Annotated in this window: 12 protein-coding genes; 7 read left to right on the top strand and 5 right to left on the bottom strand. The window is 72.2% G+C overall.

Annotated elements, in window-relative coordinates; all coding sequences use genetic code 11:
• The coding region (locus tag NS331_RS15785; RefSeq protein WP_242873775.1) for an MFS transporter at positions 1-1,129 on the bottom strand (1,129 nt) is incomplete at its 3' end.
• Here NS331_RS15785 and NS331_RS15780 point away from each other — a divergent pair.
• Complete coding sequence (locus NS331_RS15780) at positions 1,128-2,042, top strand: LysR family transcriptional regulator (protein WP_058642929.1); 915 nt, start codon at positions 1,128-1,130, stop codon at positions 2,040-2,042. The genes NS331_RS15785 and NS331_RS15780 overlap by 2 nt on opposite strands.
• Positions 2,043-2,091: 49 nt before the next feature.
• On the opposite strand, the gene NS331_RS15775 is transcribed toward NS331_RS15780, so the two are convergent.
• Together NS331_RS15775 and creD are read right to left on the bottom strand one after the other, a co-directional pair.
• On the bottom strand, positions 2,092-4,545 hold the full coding sequence (locus tag NS331_RS15775; RefSeq protein WP_058642928.1) for a penicillin-binding protein 1A: 2,454 nt from the start codon (positions 4,543-4,545) through the stop codon (positions 2,092-2,094).
• 39 nt (positions 4,546-4,584) lie between these two features.
• Positions 4,585-6,024, bottom strand: a complete 1,440-nt coding sequence (gene creD / locus NS331_RS15770; RefSeq protein ID WP_242873774.1) for a cell envelope integrity protein CreD — start codon at positions 6,022-6,024, stop codon at positions 4,585-4,587.
• A 197-nt stretch (positions 6,025-6,221) separates the two neighbouring features.
• On the opposite strand from creD, the gene NS331_RS15765 reads away from it, so the two are divergent.
• The 6 genes from NS331_RS15765 (at position 6,222) to proC (ending at position 12,876) form a co-directional block, all read left to right on the top strand.
• A complete protein-coding gene (locus NS331_RS15765; RefSeq protein WP_058642927.1) occupies positions 6,222-8,276 on the top strand; it encodes a VIT and vWA domain-containing protein in 2,055 nt (684 codons plus the stop codon).
• 27 nt (positions 8,277-8,303) lie between these two features.
• Complete coding sequence (xrtQa, locus tag NS331_RS15760) at positions 8,304-9,200, top strand: exosortase Q (RefSeq protein ID WP_058642926.1); 897 nt, start codon at positions 8,304-8,306, stop codon at positions 9,198-9,200.
• Entirely contained in the window at positions 9,187-9,774 is a 588-nt protein-coding gene (gene xrtQb / locus NS331_RS15755) for an exosortase Q subunit 2 (protein ID WP_058642925.1), read from the top strand. The genes xrtQa and xrtQb overlap by 14 nt, the downstream gene beginning before the upstream one ends.
• 27 nt (positions 9,775-9,801) lie before the next feature.
• Positions 9,802-11,088 carry a biosynthetic peptidoglycan transglycosylase gene (locus NS331_RS15750; protein WP_058642924.1) on the top strand — a complete coding sequence of 429 codons (1,287 nt, stop codon included), beginning with the start codon at positions 9,802-9,804 and terminating at the stop codon, positions 11,086-11,088.
• A gap of 260 nt (positions 11,089-11,348) precedes the next feature.
• Positions 11,349-11,702: a hypothetical protein gene (locus NS331_RS15745; RefSeq protein ID WP_058642923.1), complete on the top strand. Its 354-nt coding sequence runs from the start codon at positions 11,349-11,351 to the stop codon at positions 11,700-11,702.
• A gap of 358 nt (positions 11,703-12,060) precedes the next feature.
• Entirely contained in the window at positions 12,061-12,876 is an 816-nt protein-coding gene (gene proC, locus NS331_RS15740) for a pyrroline-5-carboxylate reductase (protein WP_242873773.1), read from the top strand.
• An 81-nt stretch (positions 12,877-12,957) separates the two neighbouring features.
• Here proC and NS331_RS15735 read toward each other — a convergent pair whose 3' ends face one another.
• Positions 12,958-13,758 carry an alpha/beta fold hydrolase gene (locus NS331_RS15735; protein ID WP_058642921.1) on the bottom strand — a complete coding sequence of 267 codons (801 nt, stop codon included), beginning with the start codon at positions 13,756-13,758 and terminating at the stop codon, positions 12,958-12,960.
• 32 nt (positions 13,759-13,790) lie between these two features.
• Complete coding sequence (locus NS331_RS15730; RefSeq protein ID WP_058642920.1) at positions 13,791-14,774, bottom strand: Bug family tripartite tricarboxylate transporter substrate binding protein; 984 nt, start codon at positions 14,772-14,774, stop codon at positions 13,791-13,793.
• Positions 14,775-14,890: the final 116 nt, after the last annotated feature.

Below are 14,890 nucleotides of genomic sequence, written 5' to 3'. Positions count from 1 at the left end.
AGCGCACCAGCAGGCCCGCCACCACCGGCAGCACGAGCAGGGGTGCCGACAACGCGATCATCAGGATGCCCGCCGCCACCTCGCCCTTGCCCTCGATGCCTACGAAGCGCAGCGGCAGCAGGATGAGCAGGACGACGAAACCGTAGGCGGGTGCGGCTGCCAGCAGCTGCACGCCGACGAAGCGCGGGTAACGAAAAAGCGAAAGATCCAGCATGGGATGCCGGGCCCGCCGCTCCACCGCGATGAAGGCCGCCAGGCAGAGCACCGACCCGCCGAGCAGCCCGAGCACTGTAGGGCTACCCCAGCCCTGCGCGGGGACGAGCAGCATCCCGCAGGTGAACAGCGCCAGCATCGCCGTGAAGGCCAGCGCGCCCGGGCGATCGAGGCCGCCCGATGCGGGGTCGCGGCTTTCCGTCAGCGCGACGCGGCCCAGCAGGAAGGCGAAGGCCGTCAGGGCAACCACCGCCAGGAAGATGCTGCGCCAGCCCATGGCCTCGACCATCAGCCCCGAGGCGACGGGCCCGAGCGACAGGCCGGCGCCGAAGCTCGCGCCCATGACGCTGAAGGCCCGCAGCCGGGCCCGGCCCTCGAATTCCTGGGCCAGCGCGGCCGCGCCGCCGGCATAGGCGGCCGCCGCAGCCAGGCCCTGACCACCGCGCAGTAGGTCGAACACGAGCATGCCCGGTGCAACGACGAGGCCGAGCGAAAAAAGCGCGAAGGCCAGGCTGCCCCAGAGAAACACGCGTTTGCGCCCATGGCTGTCGGCCAGGGCGCCCGCCACCATCAGCGCCGACCCGAAGGTCAGCATGAAGGCGTTGGTGGCCCACGCCATGGCGACGGGGCCGCCTTGCAGCGCCCGGCCGATCGCGGGCAAGGCGACGGCGGTGCCGGTGAAGGTCAGGGGCATGGCGGCGGCGGCGGCGCACACCGCGAGCAGGGCGAGCCCCTTGGTGGCGGCGCGCGGGGGTGCGGAAAGACGGTCGTTGGGCATGGCGGAATCGTCCCTGGGGTGGAGGAAGCAAATGCGCTGATTGCTTCGGGCCCTGCAGTCTAGGAACGCTCGAATCGGCCGATAAGATCGGTTTCGTTCCGCTGAATATGGAAGAAAACGACCGAATGGAAGCGCCATGGATCGATTGACGGGTCTTGCAGCCTTCGTGCGCACGGCCGACCTGGGCAGTTTCGTGGCGGCCGGCCGCGTGCTGGGCCTGTCGCCCTCGGCGGTGGGCAAGGCGGTGACGAAGCTGGAGAACCAGCTCGGCGTGCGGCTGGTGCAGCGCTCGACGCGCAGCCTGCGGCTGACGGAGGAAGGCCGCGCCTTCCACGAACGCTGCCGGCGCATCCTCGACGACCTGGACGACGCGCACGAAAGCCTGCTGCGCACACGCGAATCCCCGATGGGCCGCATCCGCGTGTCCAGCCCCATCGTCGCCTACCACCTGCTGCTGCCCGTGCTGCCGGACTTCATGGCGCGCTATCCGGACGTCGAGCTCGACCTCGATTTCTCCGACCGCATCGTGGACCTGGTCGAGGAAGGCGTCGACGTGGCCATCCGCAGCGGGCAGTTGCCGGACAGCCGCCTCATGGTGCGGGCGCTGCGGCCCTTCCAGCTGCTGCTGTGCGCCTCCCCGGCCTACCTCGAACGGCACGGCACGCCGACCTGCCCGCGCGACCTGAAGGACCACTGCGGCATCGGCTTCCGCTATCCCAACAGCGGCAAGATCCAGGACTGGCCGCTGCGGCTGCCCGAGGGCGAGGCCGAGGTGTGCGTCCGGCACGTGCTGACCTGCAACAACATGGAGGCGCTGCACGGTGCCGTGACGCGCGGCATCGGCATCGGCTGCATGCCGGACTTCCTGGCGCAGGCCTCGCTGGAATCGGGCGCGCTCGTGCCACTGCTGCTCGATCACCTGGATGCGCCGGGGCAGTTCAACCTCATCTGGCCGTCGAGCCGCCACCTGTCGCCCAAGGTGCGCGTCTTCGTCGACTTCGTCGCCGAGCGGCTCTTCAGCAGCCAGTGCCGCATCGGCATGGCGCCATGAAAAAAGCCCGGCCGGGGCCGGGCTCGTGCAACAGGGTCAGCCGCGTGCCTCAGCGGAACATGTTCAGGATCCGGTTGCGCTCGTCCTGCTGGCCCGGCGCGGCCGGTTGCGCGGGCTGTACCGGCTGGCCGGGCATGGCCGGCATCACCGGCTGGTTGCCCCAGGACGGCGGTGCGCCGGTGGTGGGCATGCCGTTGTTCACCTCCACCGGCGTGATCGGGGTCAGCGCCGGCTCCACGCCCAGCATCTGCACGCCCTGGCCGCCGGCGTACTCGTCGTACATCCACTCGCCGCTGGCATTGGTCACGCCCGGCGGCGGCTCCAGCTTGGCGACCGGCACGCCCTTGAGGGCGCCCTGCATGTAGCGCGTCCAGGCCGGCAGGGCCAGGCTGCCGCCGGTCTCGCCGCGCACGCCCAGCTGGCGCGGCGTGTCGTAGCCGATCCAGGCCACACCCACCCGCGTGGGCTGGAAGCCGGCGAACCAGGCGTCGTGCGAATCGTTGGTGGTGCCCGTCTTGCCGTAGAGGTCGTCGCGCCGCAGCGTGGTGTACGCGCGGCGGCCGGTGCCGTTCTTCACCACGCTGTTCAGCAGCGTGTCGATCACGAAAGCGTTGCGCGCCGGAATCACCCGGTCGGCGTCCGTGGCCGGCTTGGGCGGCGTGTCCTCCAGCACCTGGTCGCGGGCATCGGTAATGCGGGCGATGAGGCGCGGCTCCACCTTCAGGCCGCCATTGGCGAACACCGAGTACGCCGCCGCCATCTGCAGCGGCGTCACCGAGCCGGCGCCCAGGCCCATGGTCAGGTAGGCCGGATGCTTGTCGGCCGCGAAGCCGAAATGCGTGATCCATTCCTGCGCATAGGCCGGCGTGATGGCGTCCAGCACGCGGATGGTCACCACGTTCTTCGACTGCTCCAGCGCCTGGCGCAGCGTGATGGGGCCGGCGTAGCTGTTGTCGTAGTTCTTCGGCTCCCAGGGCGCGCCGCCGGTGGCCGCGGCATCGAAGGACAGCGGCGCGTCGTTGACGATGGTGGCGGGCGTGAAGCCCTTCTCCAGCGCGGCCGAATAGATGAAGGGCTTGAAGCTGGAGCCCGGCTGGCGCCAGGCCTGCGTGGCATGGTTGAACTTGTTCTTGTTGAAGTCGAAGCCGCCCACCAGTGCCTTGATGGCGCCATCGCGCGGATCGAGGGCCACGAAGGCGCCTTCGACCTCGGGCAGCTGTGTCACTTCCCAGCTGTTCTGCGGGCCGGTGCGGGCGATGCGCACGATGCTGCCGCGACGGATGCGCAGCGGCTCGGCCGCCTTCTCCACCAGGCCGCGCTGCACCGCCTGCAGGCCGCGGCCGGTGATCTCCACCGAGTCGCCGTTGGCGCGCACCGCCACCAGCTTGCGCGGGCTGGCCTCCAGCACCACGGCGGCCAGCATGCCGCCGCTGTCGGGCTTGTCCGAGAGCGCGTCGTCGACCGCGCTGTCCATGTCCTGGGCATCGGCAGGCAGTTCCACGTAGCCCTCGGGGCCTCGGTAGGGCTGGCGCTGCTCGTAGTCGACGATGGCCTCGTGCAGGCCCTCGTAGGCCGAACCCTGGTCGTTGCGGGTGACGGTGGTGTAGACCTTGAAGCCCTTGGTGTAGGTGTCGTCGCCGTACTTCGCCACCATCTGCTGGCGCACCATCTCGGCCACGTAGTCGGCATGCAGGCCCGAGGGCTCGGCCGCGTCGCGCAGCTTGAGCGGCTCCTGCCGTGCCTTCTCGGCATCGGCTTCGCTCAGGTAGCCGGTCTCGACCATGCGGTTGATCACGTACTGCTGGCGCGCCACCGCGCGGCGCGGGTTGGCGATGGGGTTGTTGCTGCTCGGCGCCTTGGGCAGGCCGGCCAGCATGGCGGCCTCGGCCACCGTGATGTCCTGCAGCGGCTTGCCGAAGTAGGTCTGGGCCGCGGCGGCGAAGCCGTAGGCGCGGTTGCCCAGGTAGATCTGGTTGAGGTAGATCTCCAGGATCTGGTCCTTGGTCAGCTCGTCCTCGAGGCGCCAGGCCAGCAGCGCTTCCTTGAATTTGCGGCTGAAGGTGCGCTCCGAGCTCAGGAACATGTTGCGCGCCACCTGCTGCGTGATGGTCGATGCGCCCTGGCGCATGCCGCCGTGCAGCGTGTTGGCGATGACCGCCCGCGCCAGGCCGATGGTGTCGAGGCCGCCGTGCTGGTAGAAGCGCGCGTCCTCGGTGGCCAGCACCGCGTCCTTGAGCACCTTGGGGATCTTGTCGATGGGCACCAGCTGCCGACGCTCCTCGCCGAATTCGCCGATCAGGTCGCCGTCGGCGCTGAACACGCGCAGCGGCAGCTTGGGCTGGTAGTTCTGCAGCATGCTCACGTCGGGCAGCTGGCGCGACATCAGGGCCGCGGCGATGCCGACGATGGCGGCGCCGCACACCACCACCGTGGCGCCGCCAATGGCGGTCCACATCGCGGCGCGACGCAGTCGGGGATCGGACAGACGGTCTTTGAAGGACATGGGATTCGGGCAAATAGGGGCTTGTCGCGGCACGGAGTATCAAGCCGCGGGCGGCACTGGCGGGCTGGACGCGGCACCGGCCGACAAGGCGTACCAGTCGAGCCGGCGAGTGGCCAGCATCACGGCCGAGAGCATGCCGAAGGCCAGCACCGCGCCGAGTAACAAGGCGTTGTTCTGCGAGGACAGCAGGCCGAACAGCGCACCGTACAGCAGCGCGACGAAGCCGCCGAGGCCCCATCCGCGCCGCCAGCTGCCGAGTGCGCCGCCGAAGTACAGACCCAGCAGCAGCACGCTGGCGCCGGCCGCCACGAGGTAGGCGAGGCCGAAGGGCAGCTTCTCGGACAGAGCCAGCAGCAGCAGGAAGAACAGCGCGATGGACAGGCCCACCAGCGCGTACTGGATCGGGTGCAGGCGCAGGCGCTGCAGCAGCTCGAACAGGGCCACCGCCATCAGCACCATGCCGACGAGGAAGGCGCCGTACTTGGCGGCACGCAGCGACATGGCATAGATGTCCACCGGCGCCATGAGTTCCACGTCGAGCTGGTCGATGCCGGCGGACAGGCAGGGGGCGGCGGTCCCGGCGGTGGCGGCCAGGCAGGCCGTGTCGCCGGCCGCGCAGGCGGTGGCGCCTGCGGCGCTGGCGCTCGCGACGGGGTTCTGCAGCCGGGCCTGCCATTGGCCGCGGGCGGCGCTCGCCAGGCTGCTGATGCGCCACCGGGCATCGAAGCCGTGGGCGCCCACCTGGCGCTCGACCGGCAGGAAGCGCCCGCCGAAGCTGGGATGCGGCCAGGGCGAGCGCAGATGGACCTCGGTCTTCTGGGCGGCCGGCACCACGCCCAGCCGCTTCTGGCCGGCCAGGCGCAGCGTCATGGCGAAGTCCACCGCTTCGCCGTTCCGCAGGCGCTGCACCGCGTCGGCCGGCAGCGTGGCCTGCAGGTTCTGCAGGTCGGTGCAGCCGGCCAGGCCGGCGCGGCCGGGCCGGAAGTCGAGCGGCTGGCCGTCCAGCTTCGCCGCCTGGATGTCCTCGATGCCGCGCAGGTCGGCCATGGCCAGGACCAGCAGCGGCGCCTCGCCCGGCTTCATGGCCGCGCCGCCGGCCAGCGCCGCGTCGTCCAGGCGGAAGCGGGCCGTGAGTCGGGCCTCCAGCCGGTAGAAGTTGACGCGGAACAGGCCGCGGTAGCGCTCCTGCGGCTGCATGTCGCCCTCGACCTGCAGCGCCTGCGGAAACAGCACCGTCGCGCGGGCCGGGGCGCCGCCGTCCGACACCGGGGGCAGCATCAGCAGCGGCCCGGCCAGCGTCTGCGCGCCGCTGTAGGTGCGGCCGAGTTCCTCTTCGGCCTGGGCCTGGCTGGCGCCCCGTTCCTCGACGAGGCGTTCGATGCTGCCCAGCGGAATGCACAGCAGCGCCCACAGCAGCAGGACGAGCAGGGCCTTGGCCAGGGCGGACTGGCGCAGGGTGGTGGCGACGGCGTGGATCAAGGCGGACTCCCTTCGGGTGTGTGGTGCGAAGGCCCGGATGCTCGCCAGCGCGGGGGAAGCGCGGATGAAGCACCGCGTTCGCGGACTTCACGCGGACTTCACACAGCGACGCCGTCTTCACGCGGCCTTCCTTCCGCCTTCCCGGGCGCTGGACACAGTGGCGGCCTGCATCGAACTGCCGAGGAAGGAATCCCACCATGTCCATCACCTGCCCCGCTCGTCCCGCCCGCGGCCGGCTGCTGTGGCTGCTCACCGTTGCCGTCGCGCTGGCCAGCTTCGCGCTGCTGGCCTGCCGGCCCCTGCATGCCCAGGAACGCGAGGCCGATGCGGCCACGCAGAGCCCGTACTTCGTCGTGCAGAGCGACACGCCCGGCACCGATCGCCTGCCGCTCAAGCGCACCGAGGTGGACGTGCGCATCGCCGGCGTCATCGCCGACGTGCGCGTGACGCAGACCTACCGCAACGAAGGCGAGCGCACGCTGGAAGCGCGCTACGTCTTCCCTGGCTCCACGCGCGCCGCCGTCGGCGGCATGAACGTGCGCATCGCCGACCGGCTGATCACCGCGCAGATCCGCGAGAAGCAGCAGGCGCGGCTGGAATACCAGGAGGCGAAGCAGGCCGGCCAGACGGCCGCGCTGCTCGAGGCCGAGCGGCCCAACGTGTTCCAGATGAACGTCGCCAACATCCGCCCCGGCGACGAGGTGCGGGTGGAGCTGCGCTACAGCGAACTGCTGGTGCCGCAATCGGGCCGCTACCAGTTCGTCTATCCCACGGTGGTGGGGCCGCGCTACGTGGGCGCCGGCGGTGGTGGCGGCGCCTGGAGTGCCCAGCCCACACTGCCTGCGGGTACGGCCAGCGGCACCGTCTTCTCGCTGCAGGTGCAGCTGGATGCGCCGCTGCCGCTGGCGGACATCCGCTCGCCCAGCCATGCGCTGGCCATCCGCGCCGGGCGCGACGCGCGTCAGGCCATGCTCACGCTGCGCGACGACGGCCGGCCGCCGGCCAACCGCGACTTCGTGCTCGACTACGGCCTGGCCGGCGAGCGCATCCAGTCGGGCCTGATGCTCTACCCGGGCAGCGGCCCGGACGCGGAGAACTTCTTCCTCGCCATGGTCGAGCCGCCGCGCGCCGTGGCCGCCGAGCGCATCGTGCCGCGCGACTACCTCTTCGTTGTGGACATCTCTGGCTCCATGCACGGTTTTCCGCTGGACACGGCCTGCGACATGCTCACGCGGCTGATCCGCGACCTGCGGCCCAGCGACACCTTCAACGTCATGCTGTTCGCCGGCAGCAACCGCATGCTGTCGCCGCAGTCGGTGCCGGCCACGCGGCCCAACATCGAGCGCGCGCTGAAGACGCTCAACAACCTGGAGGGTGGCGGCAGCACCGAGCTCATCCCCGCCTTGCGCCGCGCCTATGCCCAGCCCAAGCCCGAGGGCGTGTCGCGCAGCATCGTGGTGGTGACCGACGGCTACGTCACGGTGGAACGCGAGGCCTTCGCCCTGGTGCGCGAGCACCTGGACCAGGCCAACCTGTTCGCCTTCGGCATCGGTTCTTCCGTCAACCGCCACCTGATCGAGGGCCTGGCCCGCGCCGGTCGCGGCGAGCCCTTCGTCATCACCGATGCGGTGCAGGCGCCCGAACAGGCGGCGCGTTTCCGCCGCATGGTCGAGTCGCCGGTGCTCACCGGCCTGAAGGCGCGCTTCGAGGGCCTGGAGGTCTACGACGTGCAGCCGGCCCGCCTGCCCGACGTGCTGGGCGAACGGCCCGTGGTGCTGTTCGGCAAGTGGCGCGGTGCGCCGCAGGGCCGGCTGGTGATGGAAGGCCGCAGCGCCGAAGGGCCGTGGCGCCAGGTGCTGCCGGTGACGCCCGACAGCCTGGCGCCGCAGGCCGGCGCGCTGCGCGCACTGTGGGCCCGGGACCGCATCGCCGCGCTGGACGACCAGGAAGGCCTGGAAGGCGGCGGCGACCAGCGCGAGGCCATCACCGCCCTGGGCCTCAAGTACAGCCTGCTCACCACGTACACCAGCTTCATCGCCGTCGACAAGTTGGTGCGCGCCGCGGCCGATGCCGGCACGACGGTGGACCATCCGCAGCCGCTGCCCGAAGGCGTGAGCGAACTGGCGCTCGGCGTGCCGGTGCCCGCCACGCCCGAGCCGGAGACGCTGGGCGCCGTGGCCGTGGCGCTGGGCATGCTGGCCATGCTGCGCCGCCGCCTGCGCCGGCACGACCCGCGGCGCCTGACGGCCTGACGACACGTGCGAGAAGGAAACGACACCATGACGCTCGTCGACTGGGCCGCCCGCCATCCCCGCAGCCTGGAAGGGGCCATCCGCCTGGACCGCCTGCCGCCGGCGCTGTGGCTGCTGGCCACCGCCCTCGCGCTCTGGCCCGCCTGGGCCTGGATGGGCGCCCGCATGCTGGACCGCTCGGACGACCCGCTGGGGCTGCTGGCACTCGCCGCCCTGGGCCTGTTCGCCTGGCGCAGCCGGCGCACGCTGCGGGCCTCGCCGCGGCTGGGCCTGCTGTCGCTGGCGGCGCTGCTGGTGCTGGGCGCCGCGCTGGCCCGGGCCGCGGCGGTGCTGCCGCCGTTGCTGCTGGCACTGCTCGCGGTGCTGGCCCTGGCCTGCACGCTGCTCGCCTTCCTGCCGCCGGGGCAGCCCGCGCTGCCGGTGCTGGGCCTGTCGGCGCTGGCGCTGCCGCTGCTGTCGTCGCTGCAGTTCTATGCCGGCTACCCGCTGCGGCTGGTGGCGGCCGAAGCGGCGCGCTGGCTGCTGGCGCCCTTCTTCACCGTCGAGCGCGCCGGCAGCAGCCTGTGGATCGACGGCCGCCTGGTGATCGTGGACGCGCCCTGCTCCGGCGTGCAGATGGTGTGGATGGGGTACTTCACCGCCTGCATGGTGGCGCTGTTCCTGGCCCGCCTGGACGACCGCGTCTTCCTGCGCCGGCTGCCCGCCGTGGGCGCGCTGGTGCTCGCCGGCAACGTGCTGCGCAATGCGCTGCTGATCGGCCTGGAAGGCGCGGGCCATGCCGCGGGACCGCTGCTGCACCAGGCGCTCGGCCTCGTGCTGCTGGCCGCCGTCTGCGCGGGCATCGGCGGGCTGATGCGGCGGCCGCCCACCGGCGGCGCTGCCGATGCCCTGCCGGCGAAGGAGGACCGCCATGCGCTGGCCTGATGCCTTCTTGGGATCGCCCTGGTCCAACCACTTCGCGTACCGCGTGCTGCACAAGCTGGCGTTCGCGGCGGTGCTCGCCCTCGCCTTCGCCGCCAGCCTGGGCGGTGTCCTCCTGCGCTCGCCGTCGTCGGCGCAGGACACGCGCGCCGCCACCGCCGCGCCGCCCTGGCCCGTCGATCGCGACGGCCAGCCGCTGCGTCCGCAGGCGCTGGGCGAGGTCGAGGCCCGCTTCGCCCGCGCTTTCCCCGGCCGCATCGCCCGCTTCACCGACGGCCGCGAGGTGCTGGTGCTGCGCACCGTGGCGCAGCCCACGCGGCTGCTGCATCCGGCCGCCGACTGCTGGCGCGCGCTGGGCTACCGCGTGGCCCGGCTGCGGCTGGCGCACGACGCGCGCGGACGCCTGTGGCGCTGTTTCCACGCCGAGCGCGCCGGCAGCCCGCCGCAGCGGGTGTGCGAGCGCATCGAGGACGCCGCCGGCGGCGCTTTCACCGACACTTCCGACTGGTACTGGGCGGGCTGGAGCGGGCGCTCCACCGGGCCCTGGACGGCGGTGACCCGGGTGGGCCCGCCATGAACGACGACGACGACAAGGACGGCGGATGTGAACAAGGCGCTGCGTTTGCTGCTGTGGGGCCTGCTGGCCCTGCTGCTGACGGCGGCGGTGGCGGCGGCGGCGGTGCTGCGCATCGGCCTCGCGCCGGCCCGGGACGAATGGGCGGTGGACTGGCGGCTGGGTCCCGTCACCGTGCCGGTGGGCGTGCCGACGGTGCTGCGCCTGGCCACCTCGCCGTGGATCGGGCCGCGGCTGGATGGGCGCCGGCTGCAGACCGCGCAGGGCCCCGTCGACCTGCGCTGGGACGCGCCGCGCCGCCAGCTGGCGCTGCGCTGCGCACCCTGCCGCCTGGGCCTGTCCGCCATGGGCTCGCAGCCGCTGCAGCTGGCCGAGCTGCGCGTGACGGCGCAGCGTGACGTCGACCGGCTCGCCGGCGACGTCGACGCCGTTCCCGCCGCCGAGGGCGGGGCCGCTGCGGCCCCGGGCCTGCATGGCCGCTGGCAGGGCCGCCTGACCCAGCGCGATCTGCACATCGACGCCCAGTTCGACGACGCGCCCATCGCCCGCTGGTACGCGGTGCTGGCGCCCGGCCTGCCCGAGCTGGCGCGAGCGCGCATCGGCGGCATGGCCGGCGGCCGGCTGCAGGTGCAGCTGCCGGCCGGCACGCTGGGGCTGCAGCCGCGCGTGGGCGGCTTCACCGTCGAGGGCCTGGGCACCGACGCGCTGCTGGGCGCGCGCAGCAACTGCGGCCCGAGCGCCAACCTCAAGCCCGACAGCTGGCTCGCCCGCGCGGTGCTGGCGGCGGAAGACCAGCGCTTCTTCCAGCACCCGGGCTTCGACCTCATCGAGCTGCAGGCGGCCTTCGACCGCAACCAGCACAAGGGCGCCGTGGAGCGCGGCGGCAGCACGCTCACCCAGCAACTGGCCAAGGTCCTGGTGACCGGCGGTGAGCGCACCCTGCAGCGCAAGCTGCGCGAACTGCTCTATGCCGTGGACATGGAGCAGCAGCTGGGCAAGGCCCGCATCCTCCAGCTCTACCTGGACCATGCGCCCTGGGGCCGCGTCTGCGGTGCGGAGGCGGCGGCGCGCTTCTACTTCAACCGGCCGGCCGCGCGGCTGGAGCCGGCCCAGGCCGTGTGGCTGGCGGCCATGCTGCATGCGCCCAGCGCCGCCGCCGAGCGCTGGCAGCGCGAGGGCGGGCTGGATCCGCAGCGGGTGCAATGGGTGGCCGAAGGCATCCGCGGCATCGGCCGCACCCAGCGCGAGGCCCTGCTGCGCAGCGTGGCGCAGGCGCGCTATCCCTGGCCGGGCAGCACGCCCGCCCCGGCGCGCTGAGAAAGCGGCCACCCTTCTTCGCGGCAATGGCAGCGGCGCCGTCGCGCAGCGCGCCGGGTCGTGTAGGAACAATCCGACCTGTCAGCCGCCTGATTGTTTCAGGATCATGAACACCGCGTTCGGCGGAAGGGAGGGTTTTCCCTAGCCCCGAGGTCCACAATTCGTCTCACGGGCCAGCGATTGAACGCAGACCCGAAGCCGGCGGGGCGGGTGCCCTGCCAGCTCTGTTCAACGCATTGCCTGCCTACAGGAGAAAAATCATGACCAAGACCTCGAAGATCATCGCCCTCGCCGCCCTGTCGTTCGCCGCCGTTGCCGGCGCCCACGCCGAGGAATACCAGGGCGTCGTCGCCCCCGTGTCGGCCCTGAGCCGCGCCGAAGTGAACGCCCAGGGCGTGCAAGCCGCCCGCGCCGAGCAGAACCTGGAATACGTCGGCCAGCAGGTCGCCGCCGCCCCGGCCGCCCCGCGCAGCCGCGCCGCCGTCCAGGCCGAAGCCGTGGCCGCCGCCCACAACCCGACCTGGAACCTGGATGCCAAGGCTTTCGTGAACAGCACGATCCCCACGCAGTACACCCAGGGCAGCCTGGCCACCTACAACAAGGCTGGCCTGTAAATCAGGCGAGCATGCCGCGGCCGATGCGGCGCTCCGGCGCCCGGCCACCGCGGCTTCCCCGGCAGCACGGGGGGTGGACGGACTGGGCCTGACACCGGGTCCGGACAGCTCCCGCTCAGGCGGGCACCGCCTGTGAATGAGGTCCGGGATGGGGCCTGGGAGGCGCCTGACTGCAGCCGGCACGTGAAAGCGTGCCGGCTTTTTCGTTTCTGGTCGCCGTTAATGGATGGGCGCCATGACGCCCCTGGTCGCCACGGAAGCCGGTCGGGTCCAGGCGTGGCGGCGCCTGCCGCCAGGAACGCGCCGCACGACAATGCCGCCCGATCCGTCCCTTCTACCCTCCTTCACGGCACTCCTTATGAAAGTCCTGTTCCTCGGCTACGGCAACATGGGCCGCGCCCTCGGCGACGCCTGGCGCGACAGCGGCCGCGTCCAGACCCTGCTGGCCATCGATCCCGCGCCCCTGCCCGAAGGCGCCGTGCCGGTGCCCGGCCGCCATGCCAGCGTGCAGGCGCTGCAGCAATCGGGCGAAGCGGCGGGCGGCGTCGACCTGGTGGTCGTGGCCGTAAAGCCGGCCATGGCGGCCGATGCGCTGCACGGCCTGCCGGCCGACTGGCTGGCGCGCGCCGTGGTGGTGAGCGTGGCGGCCGGCGTCACCGTCGCCACGCTCGAAGCCGCGCTGCCCCTGGGCACGCCGGTCATCCGCGTGATGCCCAACACGCCGGCCATGCTGCGTGCCGGCTGCACCGGCCTGTTCGCGGCGCCGGGCGTGGACGCGGCCCGCCGCGACCAGGTCGGCGCCCTGTTCGCCACCGTCGGCAGCGCGCACTGGGTGGACCAGGAATCGCAGATCGATCTGGTCACCGCCATCAGCGGCAGCGGCCCGGCCTACTACCACCTGTTCAGCGAAGCCCTGGCGCAGGCCGGCGTGGCGCTGGGCCTGGCGCCCGATCTGGCCCGCGCGCTGGCGGCCGACACGGCCTGGGGCGCCGCTGCCCTGCAGCACCAGCCCGATGCCGACTTCGCCGCCCTTCGCCGCGCCGTGACCTCGCCGAATGGCACCACGGCCGCGGCCATCGCCGTGTTCGAGGAGGGCGAGGCGCTGCGTATGCTGGTGAAGAAGGCGGCCGAGGCCGCGCACAAGCGCGCCGTCGAACTCTCGGCCGGCGGCTGAGCGAGCCGGGGCGGACCGGCGGCCCCGCCTCGGTGCCGCTTGGGGTGCTGCCTCAGGCGGCGCCGCCCGGCGACCGCTGGCTCAGGCCGCGCGCCGGTCCAGGAAGTCCAGCACCGCGGCGTTGAAGGCCCGCGGTTGCTCGAAATAGGCCGAGTGGCCGGCATCGGCCACGACCACCAGCTCGCTGCCGGTCACGCGCTGGTGGAACTCGCGGGCCACCGCCACCGGCACGATCGGGTCCTGGTCGCCCACCACGAAGAGCGTGGGGCAGGCCAGCGTGTCCAGCGCCGTCAGCGGGATCCGCTTGCCCGGCGCCATCAGTCCCTGCAGCGCCGCGCCCCAGTCGGCGGCGGGAATCGAATGCGCGCTGGGATTGAAATGGTTGATCTGTGCGTAGAGCGCCGCCTTCTCCGGCTCGTTCGCCAGGAACCAGCGGCCCAGCGAGCGCTGCTCGATGCTCACCGCCTTCTGCGACAGCTGGCGCGTGGCCAGGATGTCCAGCAGCACCGGATGGTCCACCGCCAGGGAGGTGTCGCACGCGGCGAAGGCCGACAACCGCGCGGGATGGGTCAGCGCCAGCTTCAGGCCGATCATGCCGCCCAGCGACTGGCCCACGAGCCGCACGCGGTCGATGCCTTCCTGGTCGAGGATGGCGACCACGTCGTCCACGAACAGCTGCAGGTCGAATTCGGCCAGCGGCGCGGCCGACCGGCCGAAGCAGCGGATGTCCATCGTCAGGCAGCTGTAGCGCCCGGCGAAGGCGGGCAGCTGCTGCCACCAGGTGGCGGCATTGGAGCCGGCGCCGTGGCAGAACAGCACGGCCGGGCCGTCGCCCTGGCGTTCGTAGTAGATGGCGCGGCCGTGGGAGGTGACGAAGGGCATGGTTCTCGGAAGCGAAAGGAGGAGGAAAACGCTCAGTTGGCCTTGAGGTTGAGGCTGCGCACCAGCTGGCCCCAGCGCTCGGTGTCGCTGCGCACCAGCTGCGCGTACTGCTCGGGCGTGGTGGACAGCGCCGTCATGCCCTCGAATTCCAGCTGTTTGCGCGTGGCCGGATCGGCCTGCGCCGCCGCCAGCGCCGCATGCAGCCGCCGCACGATGGGCGCGGGCGTGCCCTTGGGGGCCGACAGGCCGATCCAGGAACTGATCGTCAGCTGCGGATAGCCCAGTTCGGCGAAGGTGGGCACCTGCGGCGCCAGCGGGCTGCGCTGCGCGCTGGAGACGGCCAGCACCTTGAGCTTGCCGGCCTGCACCGGCGCCAGCGCACTGTTCAGCGGAATCACGGTCAGCGGCACCACGCCGGCCAGCACGTCCTGCAGCGCCGGGGCGCCGCCCTTGTAGGGCACGTGCGTCAGCCTGGTGCCGGTGGCACGCTGCAGTTGCTCCATCAGCAGGTGGCCGGTGCTGCCGGCGCCCGAGCTGGCGTAGTCGAACTTGCCGGGCTCGCGCCGGGCCTGCTGCAGGAAGTCGTTGAAGTCCTTGAAGCCGGCATCGGGCCGGGCCACCAGCCATTGGGCGCCCTCGCCGATGGCGCCGATGTGCTCGAAGTCGCGCACGATGTCGAAGCCGATGCCGTCGTACATGGACTGCGCGATGGTGTTGAGCATGCCGGTGGCCACCAGCGTGTAGCCGTCCGGCGGCGCCGAGGCGGCCATCTGTGTGCCGACGATGTTGCCGGCGCTGGCCTTGTTGTCGATCACCACCGGCTGCTTCAGCACCTGGCCCATGTGCTGGGCCAGCGGCCGGAGGGTGCGGTCGTAGGGGCCGCCGGCCGGCGCCGGCACGATGAGGCGGATCGGCCGGCTGGGCCAGTCGGCGGCGCCCTGGGCCTGTGCGGTGGTGGCGGTGGCGAGCAGGGCGCCCAGGGCGGCAAGCGCGCGCCGTCGGTCGGGGGAATGCATGGTCTTGTCTCCTGGAGGTCGGCGCGTGGTCGCGCTCGTGTGTCGGCGGATCGAGCCCGCATCTTCATCGCCGCTGCGATCAGTGACCAATTAACTGGGGCGCCGCGGACATGCAA

Origin of the sequence: Pseudacidovorax intermedius, from assembly GCF_001476815.1 — a bacterium.
Lineage (GTDB): Bacteria > Pseudomonadota > Gammaproteobacteria > Burkholderiales > Burkholderiaceae_C > Xenophilus > Xenophilus intermedius_A.
The sequence above is the reverse complement of the archived record's forward strand: the minus strand, read 5'-3'. Positions and strand labels throughout refer to the sequence as shown.

What these genes read in the sequence shown, in the direction of transcription:
- NS331_RS15780 (WP_058642929.1), top strand. Translation starts at nt 1,128, where the DNA reads ATGGATCGATTGACGGGTCTTGCAGCCTTCGTGCGCACGGCCGACCTG.
- NS331_RS15775 (WP_058642928.1), bottom strand. Translation starts at nt 4,545, where the DNA reads ATGTCCTTCAAAGACCGTCTGTCCGATCCCCGACTGCGTCGCGCCGCG.
- NS331_RS15765 (WP_058642927.1), top strand. Translation starts at nt 6,222, where the DNA reads ATGTCCATCACCTGCCCCGCTCGTCCCGCCCGCGGCCGGCTGCTGTGG.
- xrtQa (WP_058642926.1), top strand. Translation starts at nt 8,304, where the DNA reads ATGACGCTCGTCGACTGGGCCGCCCGCCATCCCCGCAGCCTGGAAGGG.
- xrtQb (WP_058642925.1), top strand. Translation starts at nt 9,187, where the DNA reads ATGCGCTGGCCTGATGCCTTCTTGGGATCGCCCTGGTCCAACCACTTC.
- NS331_RS15745 (WP_058642923.1), top strand. Translation starts at nt 11,349, where the DNA reads ATGACCAAGACCTCGAAGATCATCGCCCTCGCCGCCCTGTCGTTCGCC.
- proC (WP_242873773.1), top strand. Translation starts at nt 12,061, where the DNA reads ATGAAAGTCCTGTTCCTCGGCTACGGCAACATGGGCCGCGCCCTCGGC.
- NS331_RS15735 (WP_058642921.1), bottom strand. Translation starts at nt 13,758, where the DNA reads ATGCCCTTCGTCACCTCCCACGGCCGCGCCATCTACTACGAACGCCAG.
- NS331_RS15730 (WP_058642920.1), bottom strand. Translation starts at nt 14,774, where the DNA reads ATGCATTCCCCCGACCGACGGCGCGCGCTTGCCGCCCTGGGCGCCCTG.